The organism is Moorena producens PAL-8-15-08-1, from assembly GCF_001767235.1.
In the GTDB taxonomy this organism is placed as follows: Bacteria; Cyanobacteriota; Cyanobacteriia; order Cyanobacteriales; family Coleofasciculaceae; genus Moorena; species Moorena producens_A.
The window spans coordinates 6134918-6159590 of sequence record NZ_CP017599.1 but is presented as its reverse complement, the minus strand read 5'-3'; the positions used below and the strand labels follow the sequence as shown (position 1 = coordinate 6159590).

General features: G+C 43.9%; 22 protein-coding genes. 13 read left to right on the top strand and 9 right to left on the bottom strand.

Annotated elements, in window-relative coordinates; translation table 11 throughout:
* Positions 1-52: 52 nt before the first annotated feature.
* On the top strand, positions 53-451 hold the full coding sequence (gene msrB, locus BJP34_RS22485; protein WP_070394265.1) for a peptide-methionine (R)-S-oxide reductase MsrB: 399 nt from the start codon (positions 53-55) through the stop codon (positions 449-451).
* Positions 452-485: 34 nt separating this feature from the next.
* On the opposite strand, the gene BJP34_RS22480 is transcribed toward msrB, so the two are convergent.
* Together BJP34_RS22480 and BJP34_RS22475 are read right to left on the bottom strand one after the other, a co-directional pair.
* The gene (locus tag BJP34_RS22480) at positions 486-1370 is read right to left on the bottom strand and encodes a UTP--glucose-1-phosphate uridylyltransferase (RefSeq protein WP_070394264.1); all 885 of its coding nucleotides are present in this window, start codon (positions 1368-1370) and stop codon (positions 486-488) included.
* A complete protein-coding gene (locus BJP34_RS22475; protein WP_070394263.1) occupies positions 1357-2409 on the bottom strand; it encodes a mevalonate kinase in 1053 nt (350 codons plus the stop codon). The genes BJP34_RS22480 and BJP34_RS22475 overlap by 14 nt, the downstream gene beginning before the upstream one ends.
* Before the next feature lie 647 nt (positions 2410-3056).
* Here BJP34_RS22475 and BJP34_RS22470 point away from each other — a divergent pair.
* Positions 3057-3557, top strand: coding sequence for a peptidoglycan-binding domain-containing protein (locus BJP34_RS22470; RefSeq protein ID WP_070396828.1), 501 nt, complete (start codon positions 3057-3059; stop codon positions 3555-3557).
* Positions 3558-4157: 600 nt separating this feature from the next.
* Positions 4158-4622 carry a DUF4079 domain-containing protein gene (locus tag BJP34_RS22465; protein ID WP_070394262.1) on the top strand — a complete coding sequence of 155 codons (465 nt, stop codon included), beginning with the start codon at positions 4158-4160 and terminating at the stop codon, positions 4620-4622.
* Positions 4623-4795: 173 nt separating this feature from the next.
* Here BJP34_RS22465 and BJP34_RS22460 read toward each other — a convergent pair whose 3' ends face one another.
* Positions 4796-5518 carry a DUF1997 domain-containing protein gene (locus tag BJP34_RS22460; RefSeq protein WP_070394261.1) on the bottom strand — a complete coding sequence of 241 codons (723 nt, stop codon included), beginning with the start codon at positions 5516-5518 and terminating at the stop codon, positions 4796-4798.
* A gap of 433 nt (positions 5519-5951) precedes the next feature.
* Between BJP34_RS22460 and BJP34_RS22455 the strand changes: the two genes are divergently transcribed.
* From BJP34_RS22455 to BJP34_RS22440, 4 genes are all read left to right on the top strand, one after another.
* A complete protein-coding gene (locus tag BJP34_RS22455; RefSeq protein WP_070394260.1) occupies positions 5952-6611 on the top strand; it encodes an NAD(P)H-binding protein in 660 nt (219 codons plus the stop codon).
* A 269-nt stretch (positions 6612-6880) separates the two neighbouring features.
* Complete coding sequence (locus tag BJP34_RS22450) at positions 6881-7465, top strand: glycoside hydrolase family protein (protein ID WP_324610952.1); 585 nt, start codon at positions 6881-6883, stop codon at positions 7463-7465.
* A 207-nt stretch (positions 7466-7672) separates the two neighbouring features.
* Entirely contained in the window at positions 7673-8020 is a 348-nt protein-coding gene (locus tag BJP34_RS22445) for a hypothetical protein (RefSeq protein ID WP_149031118.1), read from the top strand.
* A gap of 569 nt (positions 8021-8589) precedes the next feature.
* The gene (locus BJP34_RS22440) at positions 8590-11601 is read left to right on the top strand and encodes an Ig-like domain-containing protein (protein WP_070394257.1); all 3012 of its coding nucleotides are present in this window, start codon (positions 8590-8592) and stop codon (positions 11599-11601) included.
* Between the two features lie 138 nt (positions 11602-11739).
* On the opposite strand, the gene BJP34_RS22435 is transcribed toward BJP34_RS22440, so the two are convergent.
* Complete coding sequence (locus BJP34_RS22435) at positions 11740-12978, bottom strand: HhoA/HhoB/HtrA family serine endopeptidase (protein ID WP_070394256.1); 1239 nt, start codon at positions 12976-12978, stop codon at positions 11740-11742.
* 983 nt (positions 12979-13961) lie between these two features.
* On the opposite strand from BJP34_RS22435, the gene gloB reads away from it, so the two are divergent.
* The 4 genes from gloB (at position 13962) to dnaB (ending at position 17608) form a co-directional block, all read left to right on the top strand.
* Complete coding sequence (gene gloB, locus BJP34_RS22430; RefSeq protein ID WP_070394255.1) at positions 13962-14735, top strand: hydroxyacylglutathione hydrolase; 774 nt, start codon at positions 13962-13964, stop codon at positions 14733-14735.
* Positions 14736-14855: 120 nt separating this feature from the next.
* On the top strand, positions 14856-15401 hold the full coding sequence (locus BJP34_RS22425; protein WP_070394254.1) for an EF-hand domain-containing protein: 546 nt from the start codon (positions 14856-14858) through the stop codon (positions 15399-15401).
* 255 nt (positions 15402-15656) lie between these two features.
* Complete coding sequence (rplI, locus tag BJP34_RS22420; protein WP_070394253.1) at positions 15657-16115, top strand: 50S ribosomal protein L9; 459 nt, start codon at positions 15657-15659, stop codon at positions 16113-16115.
* Positions 16116-16261: 146 nt separating this feature from the next.
* Positions 16262-17608, top strand: a complete 1347-nt coding sequence (dnaB, locus tag BJP34_RS22415) for a replicative DNA helicase (RefSeq protein WP_070394252.1) — start codon at positions 16262-16264, stop codon at positions 17606-17608.
* Between the two features lie 202 nt (positions 17609-17810).
* Here the strand turns inward: dnaB and BJP34_RS46620 are convergent, their stop codons facing one another.
* The 4 genes from BJP34_RS46620 to BJP34_RS22395 form a co-directional block, all read right to left on the bottom strand.
* Entirely contained in the window at positions 17811-18089 is a 279-nt protein-coding gene (locus BJP34_RS46620; protein ID WP_202972009.1) for a GNAT family N-acetyltransferase, read from the bottom strand.
* 183 nt (positions 18090-18272) lie between these two features.
* Positions 18273-18830, bottom strand: a complete 558-nt coding sequence (locus tag BJP34_RS22405; protein WP_070394251.1) for an FKBP-type peptidyl-prolyl cis-trans isomerase — start codon at positions 18828-18830, stop codon at positions 18273-18275.
* 22 nt (positions 18831-18852) lie between these two features.
* The gene (locus BJP34_RS22400; protein ID WP_008180024.1) at positions 18853-19176 is read right to left on the bottom strand and encodes a phasin family protein; all 324 of its coding nucleotides are present in this window, start codon (positions 19174-19176) and stop codon (positions 18853-18855) included.
* 230 nt (positions 19177-19406) lie between these two features.
* Positions 19407-20546: a ferrochelatase gene (locus tag BJP34_RS22395; protein ID WP_070394250.1), complete on the bottom strand. Its 1140-nt coding sequence runs from the start codon at positions 20544-20546 to the stop codon at positions 19407-19409.
* 710 nt (positions 20547-21256) lie between these two features.
* On the opposite strand from BJP34_RS22395, the gene BJP34_RS22390 reads away from it, so the two are divergent.
* A complete protein-coding gene (locus tag BJP34_RS22390; protein WP_070394249.1) occupies positions 21257-22537 on the top strand; it encodes a 30S ribosomal protein S1 in 1281 nt (426 codons plus the stop codon).
* A 165-nt stretch (positions 22538-22702) separates the two neighbouring features.
* A complete protein-coding gene (locus BJP34_RS22385; protein WP_070394248.1) occupies positions 22703-23440 on the top strand; it encodes an HAD family hydrolase in 738 nt (245 codons plus the stop codon).
* Positions 23441-23499: 59 nt separating this feature from the next.
* Here BJP34_RS22385 and cheB read toward each other — a convergent pair whose 3' ends face one another.
* A complete protein-coding gene (gene cheB, locus BJP34_RS22380; protein ID WP_070394247.1) occupies positions 23500-24636 on the bottom strand; it encodes a chemotaxis-specific protein-glutamate methyltransferase CheB in 1137 nt (378 codons plus the stop codon).
* Between the last annotated feature and the right edge of the window lie 37 nt (positions 24637-24673).

Below are 24673 nucleotides of genomic sequence, written 5' to 3'. Positions count from 1 at the left end.
GTGATCTCTCACCTCCCACGTATCATCAAAACACTATCACAAGGATTCAGCCATGGTTACTAAAGTCCAAAAGACTGAAGCACAGTGGAAAGAGCAGCTAACACCGGAACAGTATAAAGTCACCAGACAGAAGGGAACGGAAAGAGCCTTCACTGGAGAATACTGGAACAATAAGGAGAAGGGTATCTACAAATGTATCTGTTGCGGCACAGAGCTATTTAACTCCGATACCAAATATGATTCTGGGACAGGTTGGCCTAGTTTTTATGCACCTATCAAAGAAGAGAATGTAAAGGAGGAACCCGATAACAGCCTATTTATGCGCAGGACAGAAGTGTTGTGCGCTGTCTGTGACGCTCACCTAGGTCACGTGTTTAGCGATGGACCACAACCAACAGGCTTACGCTACTGTATGAATTCTGCTTCCCTTAGTTTCGAGAAACAGGATTAAAAACATAGGATTAATCAGATCAAGTCACCTGAGTTTAATTGGGAAAATCAATTATGGTCTGTCGATAAAACTGGGGCATTCCGGTATCAAAATACTTACCTTTAACTAGATAACCGGTTATGCCCTCTTCTTGTCGCAATTTATCAAGACAGGATGTGAGCTGAAATTCGCCTTTTTCACGGATATTGTGGTTGATGTGGTCTTCAAGATAGTCAAAAATTTTCGGCTTAAGTACATACATACCAAATACCGCTAAAAACTGATCCGCTGCCATTCCTTCCATATGGAGATGGGCTCGCGCATACTCAAGAGTAGGCTTTTCATAAAGCTCTGTCACACGCAACCGTGATTCTGACTCTTCCCAAATCCCAGTCACACAACCGGCTTTATGAATAATCTCTCCTGGCATTACGGTCAAGGCAACAACGCTCTGATCAACCTGGTTATAAACGTTTAGAACTTGACTAGCACAGGAATTTTCATGGTCAGAAGCGTAAACATGATCCCCCAGCAACAATAGAAAAGGCTGATCATTTACCCATTCTTTGGCACAAAATACAGCATGACCATAGCCTTCTTGCTCCTCTTGAATCAGAAACGTAATTCTCTGGCCTAAATCCTGTAAATGTTGGCTGTATGCTTGGTTTTCTGGAGAGAGTTTATCGAAGAGTTCGGGTTTGGGGGGCGACTTAAACAATTCTTCAAAATGTTTGCGATCGCTTTTTTGAACCACAATCCCCACTTCTTCTATCCCAGCACTGACTGCTTCTTCCACAATCGCCATGATCACTGGTTTCGCCCTACCATCCCGGTCAATAATCGGAAATAACTCTTTTTTTACCACTTTGGTGGCTGGAAACAAACGGGTACCAAAACCCGCTGCGGGAATTACAGCTTTGCGAACGTTATTGGTCTGCATAAATCGTTAACGTCAAAGATTCCATTTGGGGGAAATCACGCTCAAGAATTTTAATTAACTTTTGTTGACTTTCCTTGTCTTTAACAATAAATTGTGCACTACCATCCCCTTGAGAGCCCACTCCCTTTCCCCCTAGGATATAAGCTTGAATTGGTTCATAATTCAGGATGTGGTGCAACACTCTAGCAGTTAATTGCTCAGGGCAAGCAGGGATAAGATAGCGGTCGAATTCAGCTTGTGCCTGATTCATCAAGGCACCAATCCGTTCAGCATCACCCCTTTCCAGAGCCTCAACGGCCTCCTGAGTAATTTTAGAACTGATTGAACCAAGATAGTGCTGAACATTTTGTTGTATTTCGTTAGTGGCGAAGGGATAGCACTGATTCAGTTTACCGAGTATTTCCTGAGTATTTTTACTCGCCCCGAGGTCTACAATTACAAAAAATAGATTCCGAGGTACCTTGAGTTCAGTAATATCGGTGTGATCACCATCAAACATCATCATGATCGGTCGATTGCCATAAGCACAGGCGAAATCCATCCGACCACATTGGGAAGGGGTGGTGGTTTCCCCTAGATAGGCTAACTCCATTTCCTCTTGGAGGCTCATGTTTAAGTCATACAGAAGATTGAAGGCGCGGGCAACTAGGACGGAAATTGCTGCACTTGAGGATAGCCCTTTCTTGATTGGTAAGTCAGTGCGGTAATTATCGATTTCAATTCCACCGACAGGATAGCGAGAGAGACACTGGTAGGCAACCCCAGCAGCATAACTAAAAAAACCGCCTTTTTTAGCAACAGCGAGCAGAGCACTCCTTTCCATTGGTAAAGTAATACAAAGGGTCGGGGCACCCTCCCGACCGGAAGTACGAATAATCAGCTCGGTCGGATCAGATAAGACCAGAGCATAAAGTCCCTGATTGGTTCCGGTGATTAGGGTGTAGCCTGTTTCGAGCTGGGGATTTAGGCAGCGATAGCCTCCTGCCCAATCACTATGTTCCCCAAATAGACAAAGGCGACCTGGGACAAACAGTTTCATTATTGAGTTAAATGCAAACGCAGTCTTGATTGGAATATAATACAACCGGTGATTGCAGTGGGAGCTTCCGAGAGGCTACAGTGTATTTTATTGAGCTGCAAAGCACTATATAAAGCACGCGTAGTATGACATTGCCATCAGAGGGATTGCATTCAAAGACGGCAAGACACCACCAGACGGTGAAACTGTCCATAGAGGGTGCTACCGGTGAATGCTACTTGGTATTAACTAGAACTTTTGAAAGCTCTATATGGGTAGATAGAAATAAACCATTAGTGGGGTAACTCAATAGAAGGTTTTATGTTAACTACTGCATGGAAGAGTTGGCTGTGGATCCCTAAGGTCAACACTCACTAGTCAACACTTAACACTCTACATAGTTACCAGGGCAAACCCATCTAAATTCTATAAGCCTTACTCACCAGAAATTTCAAAATTAATAAGCATAAATACTTATTTTTATGACTCTCATATCCAGTAGGCATTTCAAAATAAGATGCGTTTACCCTGACATAGTTACCCCGTGATTCAAATCACGTTTGACTGGCAAAAGGTTAACAACTTATTAAAACTTAAATCACCCCAGATCAAGCTCAGCTATTTGATTATGAATAATGCCAGGAAAAATTTCATCAGGGAAATCTAGAATGACAGCTTTGATTAATTTGGAAACCTCCCAGACCAGTGCTTGTGTCACTGCTTGGCTCAGAAAGCACACCCTTTATGTAGGGTTCATTGGTCTGTATGTGGTAGAATTACAAAGTATCTTGGCTCACCGGGGATATTACTTTGGTCCATTAGATGGTGTGTTTGACACAGAGATTGAATATGCTGTGCAAGGCTACCAGCAAAAGGTATTTCTCAGAGCAACTGGTATTGTAGACCAAAAGACCTGGCAAGCTCTTCTGAGTGGTGCTCCGGTCAATATGCCGATTCTACGTCCTGGCAGTTTTGGTGAGGCTGTAAGAATTGTCCAAGAAGTACTTTGGATTAGTGACTACTATACCGCTAAGATTGATGGCATCTTCGCTTCCCTGACACTCGAAGCAGTGCAACGCTTCCAAATCGACAGGGGTTTGCTCGGTAATGGTGTAGTTAGTGAACACACCTGGAACGCCTTGAGCGAGATGCCTCGCTATGTCTATTAGGCTATGTCTATTAGTGTGTTAGTCCTGTCCTAAAGGATTGATACCAAGTTGCGATCAATCAAAGATATTATTCTTTGAACTGGTGAGGGAGTGAGCAGGTGAGCAGATAAGCAGATACTAGATATGAATGCAACTTGGTATGCTGACGGGGTGTTCAGGGGGGCGCTCCGGGGACATGGGGAGCAAGAATCACGGATATCAACCCCAAACTGCAGTAAGGTATCTCGCGTAAGTTAACAGTTCTGTTCCTGGATCTTTCCCCGGAATTGATTTAGGCCTCAGTTTTAGGCCTCAGTGACAAGACGCGATGAAGCGTTCGCGTAGCGTGGCCAAAGGCCTCAGCTTCCGCTAAAAGCGATTAGCCCGAAGGGCGTTGGCTAGCGAACGCATCCTCTACCCATGCAATGGCAACAACCATGCCATGGCAAGATTTCTACATCGTTAAAAATCCCCAAATTCCCCCAAATTGAACCGCAAGCATCAGAAAGCATCAGACCTATACTACCATCTTTTTTAACTGATTCCATAGCACATTAGACTTAATAACGGCAACTATGTTATGTTAATTTTCATGAAGCTCCTGAAAATTGACATAACAATATGAACCTGCCAGAGTCTGTTAAATTTTGGTCTCAATTCTTCCACCCCTTACTGATGTGGGTGCTGCTAGCGGCAGCCTTCTATGCTCTTTATCTAGGTTTGAAAATCCAAAAGACTAGAACGGCGGAAGGTGACGAAAAGAAAGCGCTAGTTAAGGGTAAATATAATGTTAAGCACCATCTTGTTGGTTCAGCGTTGCTAGCAATGATGGTACTCGGTACCATCGGAGGTATGGCAGTAACCTACATTAACAATGGCAAGTTGTTTTTTGGACCCCATTTGCTGGCTGGTTTAGGCATGACCGGAATTATTGCTACCTCTGCCTCTCTGACACCATTAATGCAGAAAGGTCAAACTTGGGCTCGCTATAGTCACATCGTCCTGAATGTTGCACTCTTGGGACTATTCAGCTGGCAAGCCATCACCGGTATGCAAATTGTCCAGAACCTTCTTAGCAATCCGTAGATGATTTGATTTATCTAGGGGCGTGGTATTTTCCCCGCCCTAGGATGGTGTTAGAGTTGGAATAGGCAAACTTAAACTTAGCTTTTGGTTGCTTTTAGTTTATGTGTCTAGCTTAAGCTCTAAGCCTTTCCCTTAGACGCTGATAGCTGATAGCTCAACCCTTAGAGTAAATATTACCGTAGATTCTGCCGCTGTCGTGATTGCTTCGGTATAGGCAGACCATTACTGCTATGGAAGTCTTCCTGTACCTTGTGGGTTAAACGCCGGGAAACTTGACGCACAACTTGCTGCAAAATTCCGTTGCCTGTGCGTTGAATCAACGACTGAGGTAGTTTCAGAATCGCCTTGGGAAACCACATCTCAACACTCAGGTCAAGATGCCACTCCACGCGGGTTATCGCCGATGGTATGGACTCCGATTCCAGCTGATGCTCTTGAAAATACTCCCTTGCTGGTACTTCTACTAAGGTCTGAGATGCCTGGAAATCAAGGTCATAGCCTGGACTGACGTAATTGGGTATGGGGATTGTCCGAATCTGATAGGAATTTTCCTCAAGAGGTAACAATTCCAAACCGATTTTTGGCTCTACCCTATAGCCAAATGCCCCAAAGCTACCAATGGTCAAGATATAGCCATTGTCTGTGAGCAGTTTTACTTTCATCGGATGAGCGCAGCGACAAAACCAATCCTGGTGAGTATTTAGATAGGCACTTACTTGCTCAGCTGAAGCATACATCTCCATACAGTCTTGAAAATGACAGTGAAACCGAGTCGGCTCACTACCTGAGTAAGACGCTGATGGAACAATAGGGTCAGTGTCGGCCTTTATAGCAGGAGTATTCAAATCGACCTGTTTTTCCTCAATTGACTGATGGTTAATAAAATGCGATCGCATACATCATCCTCTTCATGTGATTGCCTTGTGACTAGTTCAGAAACTAGTTGAGAGCCTAGTTGAGAAATGTCCATGGGTCGCTCTTGCTGATCCCACTCCTCTGGCTGAGTTAATCAGGAGTCGGACACAAACAAGTTGAGCTATGTAAACAAGTGTAAAGTTTGGGGGACTGATCTAGCTGGGTGTCTGGTGATGCGAGATCAGTTATGAGATCAGTTATTAGATCACTGACTATAGCGGGTTCTAATTAGATCCACCCACACAGTCTTAGAAGAACACATGACGAAGGAAACTTATACAGAAACTTATACAACCGAGAGGTTGGGGTTTACGGAAAAATCCAATAATTCTCGATTGAATGGCCTAGTTTAATTTTCACTCAGAATAACTGGTAAACTGGCTAAGCTACTAGGTGAATTGTACGGAAATTGCCATGAAAGCATGTGTAGCTGGAGCAACGGGAGAAACAGGAAAGCGGATTGTACAGGAACTGGTTATGCGTGATATTCCTGTACGGGCTTTAGTGCGAAATTTAGAGTACGCTCAAGAAATATTACCACCAGCTGCAGAATTAGTGGTGGGGGATGTGCTCAAACCTGAGAGTATCGGTGCTGCGATCGGAGATAGTACTGTAGTGCTGTGCGCCACTGGTGCTCGCCCTACCTTTGACCCCACCGCACCCTACAAGGTGGATTACGAAGGCACTAAAAATTTAGTAGATGCTGCTAAGCAAAAAGGGGTAGAACACTTTGTATTGGTTTCCTCCCTCTGTGTGTCCCAGTTTTTCCATCCCTTAAATCTATTCTGGCTGATTCTGGTCTGGAAGAAGCAAGCAGAGGAATATATCCAAAAAAGCGGCTTGACCTACACCATTGTGCGACCAGGTGGTCTCAGAAACGAAGACAACTCAGACCCGATTGTTATGTCTGGGGCAGATACTCTATTTGAAGGTAGCATACCTCGCACCAAAGTAGCAGAAGTTTGTGTTGAGGCGCTGTCGGAACCGGAAGCTCGGAATAAAATAGTAGAAGTGGTTAGCTCAGCAGAAGCTCCCGATCAAAGCTGGGAACAGCTATTTTATGACGTGGGTTGAGGCAGTGTTGAGCGTTCGCTCAAGCGCGGAAGCGAAGCTTCCGGAGCGTAGCGTGACGTTCGGTTAATCGCATTTTGTGAACACTATTAAGTTCACAGTATTAACACTAGTAAGGATTAGTCAACTGAGTGTCTTCATCACCCCGACAGAAGTACGGAAAATTAAGAAGATTTCCAAATACTTCCTATAAATTTACACTCAAAGGCTTATTTTACAATATTTCAGCCTTAGCGATAGTGAGCTTATTATTGGGAATTTATATCAGACATGTGTTTAATAGATGGGCTTATTACCCGGTTGAGCGTACGCTATCTGATTATCCTACCAGTATTCATGGCACGCCTCCCTTAGTGATGAGGGGGGGAGATCCTTACATTCGCGCCCTAATGCGTACTATCACCGCTAGTGAAGCCAATGACCCCCAACCCTACACGATTATCTATGGGGGTCAACACGTTTCTGATTTAAGGCGTCATCCTGAAATATGTGTTCCCATAGTCGCTGGTCCTAATGTTGGAAAATGTAGCACAGCAGCGGGACGGTATCAGTTCCTTGATTTTACCTGGGAAGCAAAGGCACAACGCTATCACCCCAGACCCTCAGGCTTTTTGTTTTGGAAGCAGTATAGCTTTGAGGCACACTTCCAGGATGCTGTGGTTCACGATTGGCTCAAGGATAGTAGAGCCTGGGGGATGGATATTCCCAAAGAATTGCGGCAAGGAAATTTAGATAAAGTTTTGCGGCGGTTGTCCGGTACTTGGACAAGTCTAGGTTATGGCATAGAAACCAATAGCATGAGTAAGCACTTGCCAAAGGTTTATCAACGGATGCTTGAGGAAGAACTAAACCGATAATCATTCAAGATTGCAGGCTTCCAGGCAATTAGCAATTTTATAAGATTTATCAATTTTGCGAAGTACTTTCATCCTGGGTTTTAAGGAGTAGGAAGTAGCGGTGCATTCCTATTCCCTATTGCCTATTATCTGTTCCCTGTTCCCTAAAATCCTAAAACTATGTAGGGTTTGCTGAAAAAGTCTTTTGGTATTGGTAGGAGTCAGCGAGTGTGGAGTCAGCGAGTGTGGAGAAATGGGAATTATATAGGAGGTAGTCGGAAGACTTGTCCCTTTATTTTTATGATATTGTCTGCCCAAAATGCTAATTTTTTGAGCTTTTTCGACCGAAAAGCTGGCACTTTTATAGACCAAAAAATTCGAAAAACTTTATCTGTCAATGCTTTGATAGTTAATCAGCAAGCCCTAGGTACCTCACCCAATTTAAAAGCGCTATATTCAAATCATTTATACATCGCTATTTTCTTTAAGTCAACTTATTTTTATTCCTATTTATTAACTGATTTATGGCGTAATAAATTATCAAAAAAATTAATGGAACTGTTTAATAATAATTAACCCTACCATCAGATAAACAATCTGATTGACCCCTAGTGGTAATTCAAAATTCAAAATTCAAACTTCAAAATAAAGAAAATCATAAATTTTGAATTAATTAATTCTGGGTACAATCCCCCACTGCAATATTATTCAGTAGTCTTCAATCAGTGGCGGGTACAAGCCCCCACTGATTGTCATTTTGAATTAATAATTTTTAATTTTGAATTGGAGCGTTCGCGAAGCGTGACCTACGGTCAAGCGACTTGACTGACACAATTATCTTTAGCAAAAGATAAAGTCATCAAAAATTGAATGGGCAACGTTGTGATGTTGAATTCTTAGAAAAGACTGAAAGTAAGCATTGAACCGTTGGCCAAGCGTGCCCAAGCGCACATAAGCACCTCAAGTAGCTTGGGGATTCGCGTAGGGTTGCCATAGGCCAAGGCCTTGGCACATCAAGTAGCCTGCCCCTAAGGCATATGCTTACAACTCAAAAGCATACTAGCTAAGATTGTCCTGACTTTTGTTACTCAACCCGTATAAGTAGTCAAAAGGGATAAATTATTATTGTTCAGTAAATAAAAATTATGGTAAAAATTCAAGCTGAAAGCTTTCCAAATCTAACGAATTTTGTAACTGAGAATAATGACGATGCTGAGGGTGGTTTACTGCTCAGAATACCCTTTGGAATTGGTCCTAATGCCTTTTCTGGTACTGCTAGCACAACCTTTGATTTACCTACTGGTAACTACGAAGTCAGGCTGGGTTACTTTGATGAGACTGATGGGAACAGCACCATAGATATCACTATTGGCGATACCGAATTGCCAACATTAACTCTCGATAACCCCCCTGATGGTGCTGGTATTAACCCTGATGCTGATAGTTTCGTCAATGAACAAATTAGCAGTACCGTATTCATCAACAATGGAGAGGTAATCACAATTGACGGTACTCGTGATGGTCAGGAATTTGCCCGAATTGACTTCATTGAATTCAATCCACTCGATGACAATCTAATTGCAGTAGATGACACTGCTACTACTGAAGAAAATACATCGGTAACCATTGATGTTTTAGAAAATGACACTGATATTGACGGAAACAGCACTCTGACCATTGTTAGTGATGCCAGCAATGGTACTGCAGTAGTGGATGACAATGGCACTGCTGGAGACTTCAGTGATGATTCTGTGATTTACACTCCTGATGATGGTTTCAGTGGAGCTGATAGTTTTACCTATGAGTTAAGCAATGGTCTAACTACTCAAACAGCTACTGTTGACATTGACGTTGCTGCTGCTGTTGACGAGAACAGTCTGATTGCAGTAGATGACACCGCTACTACTGAAGAAAATACAGCGGTAACCATTGATGTTTTAGAAAATGACACTGATATTGACGGAAACGGCACTGTAACCATTCTCAATGATCCCAGCAATGGTACTGCAGTAGTGGATGACAATGGCACTGCTGAAGACTCCACTGATGATTCTGTGATTTACACTCCTGATGATGGTTTCAGTGGAGCTGATAGTTTTACCTATGAGTTAAGCAATGGTCTGATTACTAAGACCGCTACTGTTGACATTGACGTTGCTGCTGCTGTTGACGAGAACAGTCTAATTGCAGTAAATGACACCGCTACTACTGAAGAAAATACAGCGGTAACCATTGATGTTTTACAAAATGACACTGATGTTGACGGAAACGGCACTGTAACCATTCTCAATGATCCCAGCAATGGTACTGCAGTAGTGGATGACAATGGCACTGCTGAAGACTCCACTGATGATTCTGTGATTTACACTCCTGATGATGGTTTCAGTGGAGCTGATAGTTTTACCTATGAGTTAAGCAATGGTCTGATTACTAAGACCGCTACTGTTGACATTGACGTTGCTGCTGCTGTTGACGAGAACAGTCTAATTGCAGTAAATGACACCGCTACTACTGAAGAAAATACAGCGGTAACCATTGATGTTTTACAAAATGACACTGATGTTGACGGAAACGGCACTGTAACCATTCTCAATGATCCCAGCAATGGTACTGCAGTAGTGGATGACAATGGCACTGCTGAAGACTCCACTGATGATTCTGTGATTTACACTCCTGATGATGGTTTCAGTGGAGCTGATAGTTTTACCTATGAGTTAAGCAATGGTCTGATTACTAAGACCGCTACTGTTGACATTGATGTTGCTGCTGCTGCTGTTGACGAGAACAGTCTGATTGCAGTAGATGACACCACTACTACTCAAGAAAATACAGCGGTAACCATTGATGTTTTACAAAATGACACTGATGTTGACGGAAACGGCACTGTAACCATTCTCAATGATCCCAGCAATGGTACTGCAGTAGTGGATGACAATGGCACTGCTGGAGACTTAACTGATGATTTTGTGATTTACACTCCTGATGATGGTTTCAGTGGAGCTGATAGTTTTACCTATGAGTTAAGCAATGGTCTGATTACTAAGACTGCTACTGTTGACATTGACGTTGCTGCTGCTGTTGACGAGAACAGTCTGATTGCAGTAGATGACACCGCTACTACTGAAGAAAATGCAGCGGTAACCATTGATGTTTTAGCAAATGACACTGATATTAACGGAAACAGCACTCTGACCATTGTCAATGGTCCCAGCAATGGTACTGCAGTAGTGGATGACAATGGCACTGCTGGAGACTTCAGTGATGATTCTGTAATTTACACTCCTAACAATGGCTTTAATGGAGCTGACAGTTTGACCTATGAGTTAAATAATGGTCTGACTACTAAGACGGCTACTGTTGACATTAACGTTACTCCTGTTGAGGATGTTGCCTCTTCTGCGGATATTTTTTGGCGTAATTCTCAGATTGGAAGCAATCTTGCCTGGATCATGAATGGCACTGAGTTGGATCAGTCAAATCCAATTCAAGCGGAATCAGCTGATAGTCCCTGGGAGATGCGTGGTGCTGGAGACTTCGACGGCGATGGGCAAAAGGATATTCTCTGGCGTAATACCGAAACCGGAGATGTGAACTTCTGGCTAATGGAAGGCTCTCAGTTCAAAAGCACAGCATCTAGCAGCCAGGTATCAGACCTCAACTGGGAAATCCGTGGCACGGGAGATTTCGACAGTGATGGAGAAGAAGATATTCTCTGGCGTAATACCAATACCGGAGAAAATGGGGTTTGGTTGATGAATGGTACACAGCTGGATCAGGGAATCTTTATTACCAGACAGAATAATGGTGAGAATTTGCTGGTAGCAGAAGACGGTCTATGGCAAATGCAAGGTGCTGGAGATTTAGATAACGATGGTGACGCGGATATTCTGTGGCGTAATACTCAAAACCAAGATGTCTACTACTGGCGGATGGAAGGTACTGAGTACGTAGAGTCAGTGTTGATTGCCTCACTACCAATCAGCGGTGAGTGGGAAGTTCGTGGTACTATGGACTTTGACGGTAATGGTTTTGACGATGTCCTGTTGCGTAATGGCACTACCGGACAAAATGAGATCTGGCGGATGAATGAAACAGGGCTGCAGGAGGCAGTAGCCACCGAGTCCTTAACAGGGCAGACCTGGCAAAGCTATGTCTAATATGCCAGTCTGGTTAATCACTCATTAGTCAATAAGTCAGCATTCAGCATTCAGCAGTCAGCTGAATGCTGATGTGATCCAAAGCCTGATAACTAAAGTGATTAACCGAACTTGATATTAATGTAATGGTTTCAACGACTACTTACCAGTAGGAAAAGCACCAGGTCGCACAGTCAATTTGGTATCTCGTTGATTGCGACGCAACTCTAGGATTAAATCACTGCCTACTTTGGTTTTAGCCACAGACTTCTGAACTTCTGTTGCATCTTTGACTGGCTGATCATTGATTTTGCGGATCACATCACCCGCACGCAATCCTGCTTTGGCAGCTGGGGAATTAGGTATTACTTTGGCAATCAATACCCCTTGTTCTTCATCAACCATCAACCCAGCATTGGGATTACTGTTGATCTGTTGTTTAACCTCTGGGGTTAAGGTTACCATCTGGATGCCCAAGTAAGGATGTTCTACTTTACCGTCAACAATCAGTTGTTCAGCAATTTCTTCCACCGTATTAATGGGAACGGCAAATCCTAATCCTTGAGCACCCCGAATAATGGCTGTGTTCATGCCAATCACTTCACCGGAGGCATTGAGCAGGGGTCCACCGGAGTTACCAGGGTTAATAGCAGCGTCGGTTTGGATAAATTCCACTCGCTTATCAGGAACACCGACTTGAGAGCTAGAACGACCGGTAGCACTAATGATGCCAGTGGTTACAGTACTATCTAAACCAAGGGGATTACCAATTGCGATCGCCCATTCTCCTGGGGTGAGTTGATCAGAATCACCGAGAGCAACAGTAGGTAAGTTTTCCGCCTCGATCTGGATCACAGCTACATCTGTCAAGGGATCGCTTCCCACTACCGTCCCTTTAAATTGGCGACCATCCTTGAGGATTACATTAACACTATCCGCACTATCGACTACATGGGCATTGGTGAGAATATAACCATCGGTATCGATAATGAAACCTGAACCGGTACCCTGTTCAACTCGCTCTTGGGGTACATCGGGAAATGGGAACCTAAAAAATTCCCGGAACATCGGGTTTCTAAAAGTATCTGGGACTCTACTGGTGACGGTTCTAGAAGCGTTAATCCGCACCACTGCTGGTCCAACTTGTTCTACCACATTGGTGATAAAGTTAGGATTTTCAGTCACCACAGGTTTAGTGCCTGGAAGCCTAGCTGTTTTGTTCTGAGGGACAATTGCTTGAGGGGATGTGGATTGGGGAACAGAGTTACGTAATGCTACATAACCGCCGGAAAAGCCTAACCCTGCTCCCAGTAACAACAGTGATACATAAGTTCCTGCTTTTTTTAAGGGATTACGGGTGGTGTGATTAGATTTGGGGGTTTGATGGTCTACTAGCATAAGATTCTGTTGACAAAAGGGTAGATCGACATCGGAGGCAGTGGGCTTGATAGTGGTTTTGAATCAGTGTCAGCCATGCAAAGCGCGAGTGGGGGGGACCACGCCAGTTGCTCATGGGGGGAACCCCCAAGACCGCACTGGCTCCCCAAGACCGTAATGGTGCGTTTGACCCGTAATTAAATTCGCCACGGGTCGCACCTGAGGCATCGCTTCCTGAATGACTAGGCTTTGATAATTCAGGATTTACGCACCAAAACTATTATGTTGTCTTGATGCAAAGCGCGACTGGGGGGGACCCCCAAGACCGCGCTGCATCGCTATAAATCAAAGGTTGAAATAGGTGTAATCACCTGTATAAAATCGGTTGGCGGCGTAAGTCCTATAATTTAATCTAGACATCTTCTGTTAATTTTATGTGAGAGCAGTGTTTAACTTAGATTAAAATTATTGAGGGTCGGGACCTGAATACAATTGGCAATACAATTAGCAAGGGAAGCCACCCTTCGCTTCGGAGGCTATACCATAGGGGCAACGAGGCAGAAATAGTCCCTATCCAATATGATAATTAGTCTAGCGCATTCGCCTAGTCATGGAGGTTGACAATACTACCAATCTGTGATGGGTTAACCGAACATGCATACACTTCTAAGATGAAATAGTGTCAGGAATGTTACCGATAGTGAGTTGGTAAGGGATAATGGGTAATTGGTGATTCGCTAACTATTACTGATTACCTATGACTTGTGTTCAAGGGTAACTTTGATTCAGATAATTTTGGTTTAAGGACACGAAAAATATTGGAAGTATATAAAAAAAAATCCTATTGAAGAGTAGGTTTAATAAGAAAGATAAAGTTGGTAAATTGCTCAACAAATACCTAAGGATAAAAAATCATAAAGTAAGGTATAATATACCTAGCATCTGTTGTTGCTCAAAAACTAAAAACTATAAATTATTGTAAGTGAAACAGATGGTGTTAAACTATGCAGATTTATCGACTTCCAGCCCTTTCTGACAACTATATCTTCTTATTACACGACCCCAAGCGGAATATTGCTGCTGTGGTTGATCCAGCGGAGGCTAAACCGGTGATACAGCGTCTGAAAGAACTGGATGCCGAATTAGTGGCTATTTTCAACACTCACCATCACATGGATCATGTGGGGGGAAATCGACAGTTGATCCAGCAGTTTCCAGATGTCTGTGTATATGGGGGAGCTGAAGACCGGGGTCGGATTCCTGGTCAACAGGTGTTTTTAAACGAATGCGATCGCGTCGAGTTTGGTGATCGCCTTGGTGAAGTATTATTCGTTCCCGGACACACCAGAGGACATATTGCCTACTACTTTCCCCCAGTAGTCCCTGGTGAAACCGGTGAACTCTTCTGTGGCGACACCCTATTTGCGGGCGGCTGTGGCAGACTATTTGAAGGAACACCAGGCCAAATGGTAGAATCCATGAGCAAGCTAAGGGATTTACCAGATAATACACGAGTATGGTGTGCTCATGAATACACCCTGAAAAATCTCCAATTTGCCCTGAGTGTCGATGGTGAAAACCCGGACTTACAAGGGAGATTTGCCCAAGTCCAAGAGGCGCGTGATCGTAAAGAGGCAACGGTACCTTCCCACTTAGGGGTTGAAAAGCACACCAATCCATTTTTACGTTGGGATGAGCCTGCCCTACAGTCGGCTGCTCAAGCAAAAGAACCGGTTAAGACATTTGCACGGTTACGGGAAATGAAAGACCGATTCTAAGATTATTGATAAAGCCTTGATCAAGGGACATATTTCCTTGAGAATAAGCCCCTTGATTAGTTGGACTATAATCAAGGTTGAGTTAAGAAATTTAGTTAATCCAAGCAATAGAAAAAACCCATGCTTAGCGAATTGCAGCAGAGAAAATTGACCAGGTTGTTTAACCTGTACGATCAGCAAACAAACGGTGTTTTAACCCAAGCCGATTTTGAACGGATTACTGATAACCTTGCTGCGATCAGGGGTTGGACACCGGGCTCGCCATATTATGACAATCTTCTTGCTATTTACATGAGGATTTGGAATGGCGTGCAAAAATTTACCGACCAGAATCAAGACCAGCAAGTGACCTTGGATGAATGGTTGACTTATCACGAAAATGTACTGAGTGACACCGAGGGGAATGAAGCAGTAGTCAATGCTAAAGCGGCAGGGATTATTTTCCTATTGGATTCTGATAAAGACGATAAAGTTACTCTGGAAGAATACCGACAATTTTTTCAGGCTTACGGTATTGACGACAGTCAAATTGAAGAAATTTTTGGACGCTTCGATCAGAACAATGATGGTTACATTGACAAACAAGAGATATTAGATCTAGTTACCGAATTCTATTACAGTCAAGATCCAGAGGCTCCAGGAAACTGGATTTTCGGTTCCTACTGATGATTTAGGTTTGCCTATTGGCTGATATGTTATCCCCGAAAGGGTTTAACAAGTGTTTTAATTGACACCGAGCCCTCAGGAATCAGCAATCAGCAATCAGCAATCAGCCCTCAGCAATCAGCCCTCAGCGCTCAGCACTCAGCACTCAGCACTCAGCACTCAGCACTAAGTTGCGATCGCTTACAAATTGTCGTAAGATGGAATGTTTGTCGAAGCATTATCCTTCACTATAAACTATACCCGAAATTAAACACTATGGTAAAACGTGTACAAGTCGTTTTAAGCAAAGACGTTCACAAACTCGGAAAAGACGGTGATCTGGTAGAGGTAGCTCCCGGCTATGCTCGCAATTATCTCATTCCCCAAGGAATTGCAGTTAGGGCTACCTCTGGTGTTCTCAAGCAAGTTGAGCGGCGCAGAGAGCAAGAACGGCAGCGTATCCTAGAAATCAAGCGACAAGCTGAGTCGATGAAGACTGCTCTACAAACCATTAGCCGCTTTACTATCGCGAAGCAGTTGGGTGAAGATAATGCTATCTTCGGTACTGTTACCAGCCAAGATTTGGCAGATGCCATCCAAGAGTCTACTGGCAAAGAAATAGACCGCCGAGGTATAACTATACCTGAGATTAGTCAACTTGGTTTCTATAATGCAGAAATTAAGCTTCATCCAGAAGTTACAGCCACTGTAGAAATTCATGTTGTTCCTAAATAAGTTAATTAATAGTTTGTTTAGTTTGTTGAGAGTTGACTGTTGATTGTATCATCCTGTCAACTCTCAATTAAACAACAGGTGCTTAATTTGTTCAGGTTGTATTAGCTGACTAATACAACCTGAACTCAATAGACGACTAGTTTACTATGACTCAAAAACCAGATTTTTCAGCGTTTGGGAACTCTATACCACCCCAAAATATTGATGCCGAAGAGTCTATTATCGGAGGCATTTTATTAGACCCGGAAGCCATGGGTCGAATTGGTGATTTCCTGAATCCAAAAGCCTTCTACGTCCGGATTCACCAAACCATTTACGAAGCTGCTTTATTACTTTATAGCCAGGGTAAACCCACGGATTTGATGAGTGTTACTACCTGGCTTTATGACAATGACTTATTAGAGAAAGTTGGGGGTCAAGCTAAGTTAGCTCAGCTAGTTGAACAAACGGTTTCAGCGGTCAATATTGACAGGTTCGCTAAGTTAGTGATGGACAAGTACCTGCGCCGTCAGCTAATCGAAGCCGGTAACGAGATTTTTAAGTTGGGTTATGAGACATCCTTGGAATTGGAAACGGTCCTTGACCAAGCGGAACAGAAAATTTTCAGCCTCACCCAATTGCGTCCTCAGCAAGGTCTAATCCCGATTTCTGAAACCCTAGTTCAGACCTTCCAAGATATAGAAAATCGGAATCAGGGTATTGATTTGCCTGGTATTCCATCAGACTTCTATGATTTGGATGCCCAAATTGGGGGATTAAGTCCGTCTGACTTAATTATCATTGCTGGTAGACCATCAATGGGAAAAACTAGCTTAGCGTTAGGAATTGCTCGTAACGTAGCTGAAAAAATGCCAGTGGCGATTTTTAGCTTGGAAATGTCAAGAGAACAACTAGTTCAGCGGTTGTTAGCTAGTGAAGCGAAAATTGACAGTAACTTTCTGAGAGCTGGGCGCATTGCTCAAAATCAGTGGGCACCTTTGAGCGAAGCAATCGGTGTGTTATCAGAGTTGCCTATTTATATTGATGATACCGCTAACCAGACTGTGATGCAAATGCGATCGCATGCTCGTCGTCTTCAAGCAGCCCAAGGGAGCCCGTTGGGGTTAATTTTAATCGATTACTTACAGTTAATGGAAGGCAGTGGTAGTGAAAATCGAGTTCAGGAGTTGTCTCGGATTACTCGCTCTCTCAAAGGATTAGCTCGGGAACTGAAAGTCCCAGTGGTTGCTCTGTCTCAGTTAAGTCGGGCTGTGGAATCTCGCACGAACAAACGACCCATGATGTCGGATTTGAGAGAATCGGGTTCTATCGAACAGGACTCGGATTTAATCATGATGCTCTATAGGGATTCTTATTATAACCCAGATTCACCAGATGGAGATACCGCAGAAGTCATCATTGTTAAAAATCGTAATGGTCCGACAGGAACGGTGAAACTTATCTTTAAACCTGGGTTAACTAAGTTCCTGAATATGGCAAATCAAAGAGTGTGAACTACCGTAGTTACAACTGTTTCACAAATAGGACACGATTTTTCCCTGAACCATCATAGTTTGGAGAGTAGGAAATACTGTTGTATTTGCAATCACTGGATTCGATTTTAAATCCCATCCGCAAATGATAAGCAATCGAATTTTTATTAATCTCAGAGGTAACACATCTTACTCGGATACGACCAAACTTCCGAACAGTTTTTTAAAACTGTTCGTATAGGAGACGACCAATACCTTGTTTTATAAATTTAGGATGGACACCTAAAAAATGAATATATGCCTCATCCGAATATGTCTGTGATAGAAAACCAATTAAAAATCCAGTTATTTCTTGATCAGTTTCTGCAATAAAACTTGTTTCACAAAAATGCACGAAAAAGAGCTTTGGAAGCATATCACTCATTTTTCGTCCACCCCACCATTCATCTATAATGGTAATTATTTGTTGGTAATCATCAGGACAAATGTTACGAATATTCATTCTACATCCAAAGTCACCGAACATACTCGATAATCACCAGGTTGAAACTCCTTTCGACAGGATTAACAAATAGTTCAACAAGTTGTCCTCTGCTGACTAAAACTCCCAATTAGCAAGAAGTCACTAACTGGGAGCAGGTATTCAGTTCATCGCTGAATAAGTTAATCAATCTAATTTAATTTACTAGCTAATTTTCAACAATTCCACATCAAAAATCAACGTAGCATTAGGCGGAATCACCCCACCCGCGCCACGGGCACCATAACCCAAGTCTGGGGGAATGATCAGCTGACGACGACCACCAACCTTCATAGAAGCAACCCCTTCATCCCAGCCTTTAATCACCTGTCCTATACCGATTTTGAAGGAAAAAGGACGATTGCGATCGCGAGAACTATCGAACTTGCTGCCATCCTCCAGGGTACCAGTGTAGTGAACCACTACCGTCTGTCCCTTCTCAGGGGTTGCTCCCTCACCCTCAACTAGGTCAATGTACTTCAAGCCCGACGGTGTTGTAACCGCCTCATCCAAATTGCTTCCGCTTTCTGAACTAGAATCCATAGCTAAATCTTGTTTATCATTAACATCTGGGTTAGCACTGTTAGCTGTTGTCACTACTTCCAGCTGAGTGTTGGTAATTTCTCCAGCAGTGGTCGATTTTTTACCCATACCCACTTGAGCCACAACCAAAAGCAACCCAAAGGCTACTATAACGCCTATGCTGATCAGAATTTGTTTCAAAATCTGTTCTCCTAATTGATTATCAACGCCAGAGCTTATTTTCTAAATCCCGCACCTGACGCTCCAGACGGTCAATACGACCTCGCAATTCATCCATTTCTGATTGGCGAGGAACCCCTAAATCCTGCAACATATTGCGCAACTGCCGTTCCATGTTGCTCTCAAAGTTACCCTGCTCTGACTTGATCTGATTCATCAGATCATCCACAAAAGCGGTAGCTTGGTCGGAGTTGATTTTACCATCTTTAACCCATTCATCACTTACCTCTCGCAGTTTTTCGGCAACCATTGAGGTTGTGCCAACCCCAACCAACAATAACTGCTTGAGCCAGTCGTTATTATCCATAATTGTTATCCTGTTATCCTGTCACTCGGCACTTTATGGGGCTGGGATCAGCTAGGCTTTCCTATGATTGGACAAGTTTCATTGATTCCCAGCCTACAGTTCTATTCTGTGACATCTTTCCTAGAACAGGAGAAGAGGGAGAACAGTCGGAGGAGAACGGAGGAGGTGCAAGAAGGTGCTATATATAAAGCAACCTAATATAAAGCAACCTACTAAAATGCTCTGGTGAATCAGTGGTGATGGTGATGGTGATGATGGTGCTCTGATGCCTGCACAGCTGCCAACTGGGGGTTGATAGATAGAGCATTTTCTGATAGTAGTACCTCAATTTGAGGATTAGCCCATTGCGCTGCCATCTCTAAGAATTCTGGATGATCATTAACACAGGGCATCTCTACGTAGGTAACCTCTGAGTTACGACGCTTTAGAGCGTGGACAATGTGATGCACATCTAAGAGGGTTTCGTGATTCTCTGTGGCAAAGCCAATCGGCATAAACACAATCGCCTTAGCCCCTAAGTTAATCAGGTTCTGGGCTGCTAACTCCGTGTGAGGCTGAGTCCACTTAATTAAGGGAGTTTGGTGGTTAAGCCAGCCCACAGAGATTAGGGGATACTTATACATCAACTTTTCCCGTACTGCCTCATACAGTGCCTGACTTTCGTCAATCCCAGACACAAATCCTTTAGCTTCATGGGGACAGCCATGGTTCATCAGGACAATGCCAATTTGGGAGGGCAGATAAGCTTGAGCTAAATCGGTAGTAATTTTCTCTTCCACCAATTGAGCAGTTAGATTAATGTACTCTGGTTCGTTATAGAAAGACGGGATGTAACGCAATCCCTGAACCCAGTGTTGATCTTTATCCTCTAATTTCTCGAGGGCTTTATTGACTTGTTCCACCGCAATGCCGCTAGTAAAGATGGAATCCACCACTAGCAGGGGATAGATCAGCAGTTTTTGGAACCCTTGCTCCTTAATTTCACTGAGGACTTGTTCTGGCAAAAAGGGAGCGCAGAAGTTAAAGGCTTTGAATACCTTGACCTGATCGCCCCATTTAGCTTGCAGTTGTTTTTCAATGCCTGCCCGTTGCTGTTCAAAAATCTTGTTGTGGGGTGAAATAAAGTTGTCATGCTGGTGCCCCCACTCGTGGAAATCAAACATTGCCAAAATTTTGGCTAAGGGTGGATAGATCCAGTTGGGGACTGGGGCAAATTTGGCAGTGAGCAAGTTTAAGGCTTGTTCGTTGTAGTTGGCGAAGTCTTCGTAGCTTTCGACTTCTCCATAACCCATGAGTAAAACCGCAACTCGTTCGTGACCATGGCTTGGGGAAGGTTTGACTGATTGAGATTTTTCTGGAGTGGCAACCACTGGGTATTCCTACTGGCTAAACGTCGATTGCTGGGGTATCCCTGCCTTGTCTTGGGTGCAGAATGTACCCCTGGCATTTATTAGGCTAACATCCCCCATAGGGGGATATAGGAGGTAGCACAATACCCTGGAAAGTTCGGTAAAGATACTAATAACAAAATCTCGATTAGGTTATAATAGGATTTCTGGTCTTAATTAAATCTTATTAAATGAGCTGATCAGTTCGAGATTAGCCCACTAGCCTCTACCAAAGGCGCAAGTGTCGTCCTGTGGGCGAAGCCAGTGGGGGACTTTTGGACGCAGAGCTCAGTTCAGGTTTTGTCTAATAAATTATAATAGATATAAATTGGGGTGAATTTATGTCTATTTGATAACCAAAGCCGAAAATGCCCTTGGTTATTGAGAGTAGACCGAAAACCTGATTGCAATAGAGCAATTAAAATCAGATAAGATTCAGAAACTTGGCGGTGGGGCATCCCGTCAATAGTAAAGCTTGTCGAGTACCCGAATGCGGATCGGTTTCCTTAAGGAAATGGCGATAGCTGGGGTTGGCGAGAAGCCCACACCTACCCCCGACCCCCCAACAGGTGTGGGAGATGTCACAAGTAGGACAACGCAATGTCGGTGTAAACAGCACAATGCTGACGTGCTTGTACATCAACAGGAGGCATAGTCATTAAAACCAAATCAAACTAGGACAAACAACGCACATGCTCAGTCAGAAAACAAAAACTACAGATATAGGATTCACTCACGAAGATTTTGCTGCCCTTCTGGATAAGTATGATTATCATTTTAGCCCAGGGGATATAGTTCCGGGTACGGTATTCAGTCTAGAGCCGAGGGGCGCTCTGATTGACATTGGTGCGAAAACCGCCGCCTATATTCCGATTCAGGAAATGTCAATAAATCGAGTTGATAATCCTGATGAGGTTTTACAATCCAACGAAACACGGGAATTTTTCATCCTGACCGATGAAAATGAAGATGGACAGTTGACTCTCTCTATCCGTCGCATTGAGTATATGCGAGCGTGGGAGCGAGTGCGCCAATTACAAGCGGAGGATGCTACGGTGCGTTCTCTGGTATTCGCCACTAACCGTGGTGGAGCGTTGGTACGTATTGAAGGGTTGCGCGGTTTTATTCCTGGTTCTCATATTAGCACTCGGGCAGCCAAGGAAGATTTGGTGGCCCAAGAACTGCCCCTAAAATTTCTGGAGGTAGATGAAGACCGTAATCGTCTGGTACTATCCCACCGTCGTGCTCTAGTCGAGCGCAAGATGAACCGCCTAGAAGTCGGAGAGGTGGTGATTGGCTCAGTACGAGGAATCAAACCTTACGGTGCATTCATTGATATTGGCGGGGTCAGCGGATTGCTGCACATTTCCGAAATTTCCCATGATCATATTGATACGCCTCATAGTGTGTTTAATGTCAATGATGAACTAAAAGTGATGATCATTGACTTGGATGCTGACCGAGGTCGGATTTCTCTGTCAACAAAGCAGTTAGAGCCAGAACCGGGAGATATGATTAACAACCGGGAAGTGGTCTTCGAGAAGGCAGAAGAAATGGCTCAGAAGTACCGGGAGAAAATGCTAGCACAACAGCAAGGTATAACTCCAGAAAGTATGACTCAACAAGAGTCCCCAGAGCCACAAGAGTCCCCAGAGCCCCAAGAGCCTGTTCAGGCTCAAGAGCCCCAAGAGCCTGTTCAGGCTCAAGAGCCCCAAGAGCAGGTTCAGGCTCAAGAGTCCCCAGAGCCCCAAGAGCCCCAAGAGTCCCCAGAGCCCCAAGAGCAGGTTCAGGCTCAAGAGTCCCCAGAGCCTGTTCAGGCTCAAGAGTCCCCAGAGCCTGTTCAGGCTCAAGAGTCCCCAGAGCCTGTTCAGGCTCAAGAGTCCCCAGAGCCCCAAGAGTCCCAAGAGTCCCCAGAGCCTCAAGAAGACGCAGTGCCAGAGGGAGAGTTTGTAGCAGCTGCCATCGACGAGTAACAACTAGGTGCGTGCAGCCACAAGAATTAGCCGTTAGCTAAGGCTAATGGCTAATCTGTATTTATCGCCCTGTTCCGGAACAAGAGTAAAGAACTTGGCAGGTGCGAATCTTGAACAACGACCTAGTAGAATGAAGTTGATTACAATGAACAACGGCATAAACCCTTGGTAACCATTCGTTGTGGGAAGGTGACTTTCCCCAATATTGAAGCAGTCATATTTGATAAAGACGGTACCTTAGAGGATTCACAGGTTTATTTAAGAGAACTAGCCTATAAGCGATCGCGTTTAATCGATGCCCAAATCCCTGGTATTGGAGAACCCCTGCTGATGGCATTTGGTGTCCAAGATGACACCCTTGACCCTACCGGGTTAATGGCAGTGGGTAGCCGTCGGGAAAATGAAATTGCGGCTGCGGCTTATATTGCTGAGACTGGTCGGGGATGGTTAGAGTCATTGGAAATTGCTGGCAGTGCCTTTGTTGAAGCCGAGAAGTACTTGCCAGATGGGGCTGGAACTTCCCCAATGTTTGCCGGTAGCCTAGAAGTCCTTAAATTCCTCTCAGAAGCTGGTGTAAAGCTAGGTATTCTCTCAGCAGACTCTACGGCTGGTGTAAAAGCCTTTGTCCATCGACATCAGCTAGACCCCTATATCCAATTACAGCAAGGTGTGGATTATGAAATCAGTAAGCCTGATCCCAGGTTGTTCCTACAAGCGTGCCAATCTTTAGGGGTAAAACCTGCTTCCGCCCTAATGGTTGGAGATTCAGCCGGTGATATTGAGATGGCAAAGGGTGCTGGTGCAGCGGGTTGCATTGGTATTTGCTGGGGAAAGCCAGAAGCTTCCCATTTACAGGGAGCTGATATAGCGATCGCGAGCCTGGATGAGATGAAAATTATTTGAAGTAAACTATAAGGGACTAGTATTTATAGCGCTACGGTTATAAGTGTCAAGTGTTATTTTCAAGTTTCAAGTTTCAATAAGCACAACTCCCGTAGCCTTGGTGCGATCGCACCAATTGGTAAAACCTCTTTGGCTGCTCCGAGAGCGATCGCTTCTTTAGGCATGCCAAACACCAAGGAAGTCGCTTCATCTTGAGCGATGGTCAAGCCACCAACCTCAGCGATCGTCTCCATACCAGTCGCTCCATCTCTACCCATACCCGTCAACAATATCCCCACTGTAGCTTTGCCATAAAACTTGGCGACAGACTCAAATGTGACGGTTACAGAAGGCCGATGTCCTTCCAGTGGCTCTGAATCAGAACAGATAAATCGACCCATAGCATCCAATTCTAAATGCTGCTGTTCTCGTGCGAAATAAATTCTTCGTGGTTGTGGCATATCTCCTGGTTGAGCAATCTGAACTGGCAAGGGACAATGACTAGCTAACCAATCGATCAATCCCTGCAAAAAACCAAGACTAATGTGTTGGACGCAAATTACTGGTAAAGGAAAATCCGACGGTAGCTGAGTGAATACCTCGTTTAGGGCTTGGGGTCCACCTGTAGATGCACCAATCACAACTATTCTTGGTTTAGAAGAGTAATTATAAGAGAAAGCAGCACGATTTCCTGTCTGTGATACTCCACCAATTTGATTTTGATTGGTGCTGTAGTCAATTTCCGGAAGCTTCCCTTTCCCAGAACTCCCCTGCTTTTGTCTACCTAGTATAGACGTTCGGTTTTTTGTAAAGACCTTGACCCCAGATAGAATTTTAATCTTATTGATCAATTCCTGCTGGATCAACTGATTTTCCCTTGTCATTCCTGCGGACGGCTTAGGAAAAATATCCACTGCTCCTGCATCTAAAAGCTCAAAAATCTGATCAGTATCCTCTTGCTGCACCGAAACACTAATCACCAGAATCGGTCTAGGATAGAGCGCCATAACTTTAGATGTCAACTCCAGACCATTCATGTGGGGCATATGGAGGTCTGTACAAATGACATCTGGTTGAACTTTGGGAATTAAGTTCAAAGCTTCTAAGCCAGTTCCAGCTTCTCCCACCACTTCAATCTGCTCTGATGAATTCAGAATCCTTTTCAGGACTACTATAGCAAGCGGTGAATCTTCAACTAATAAAACTCGAATAGTCATTGATTATTTTTAAATTTAAAATTTAACCTAACCTTCA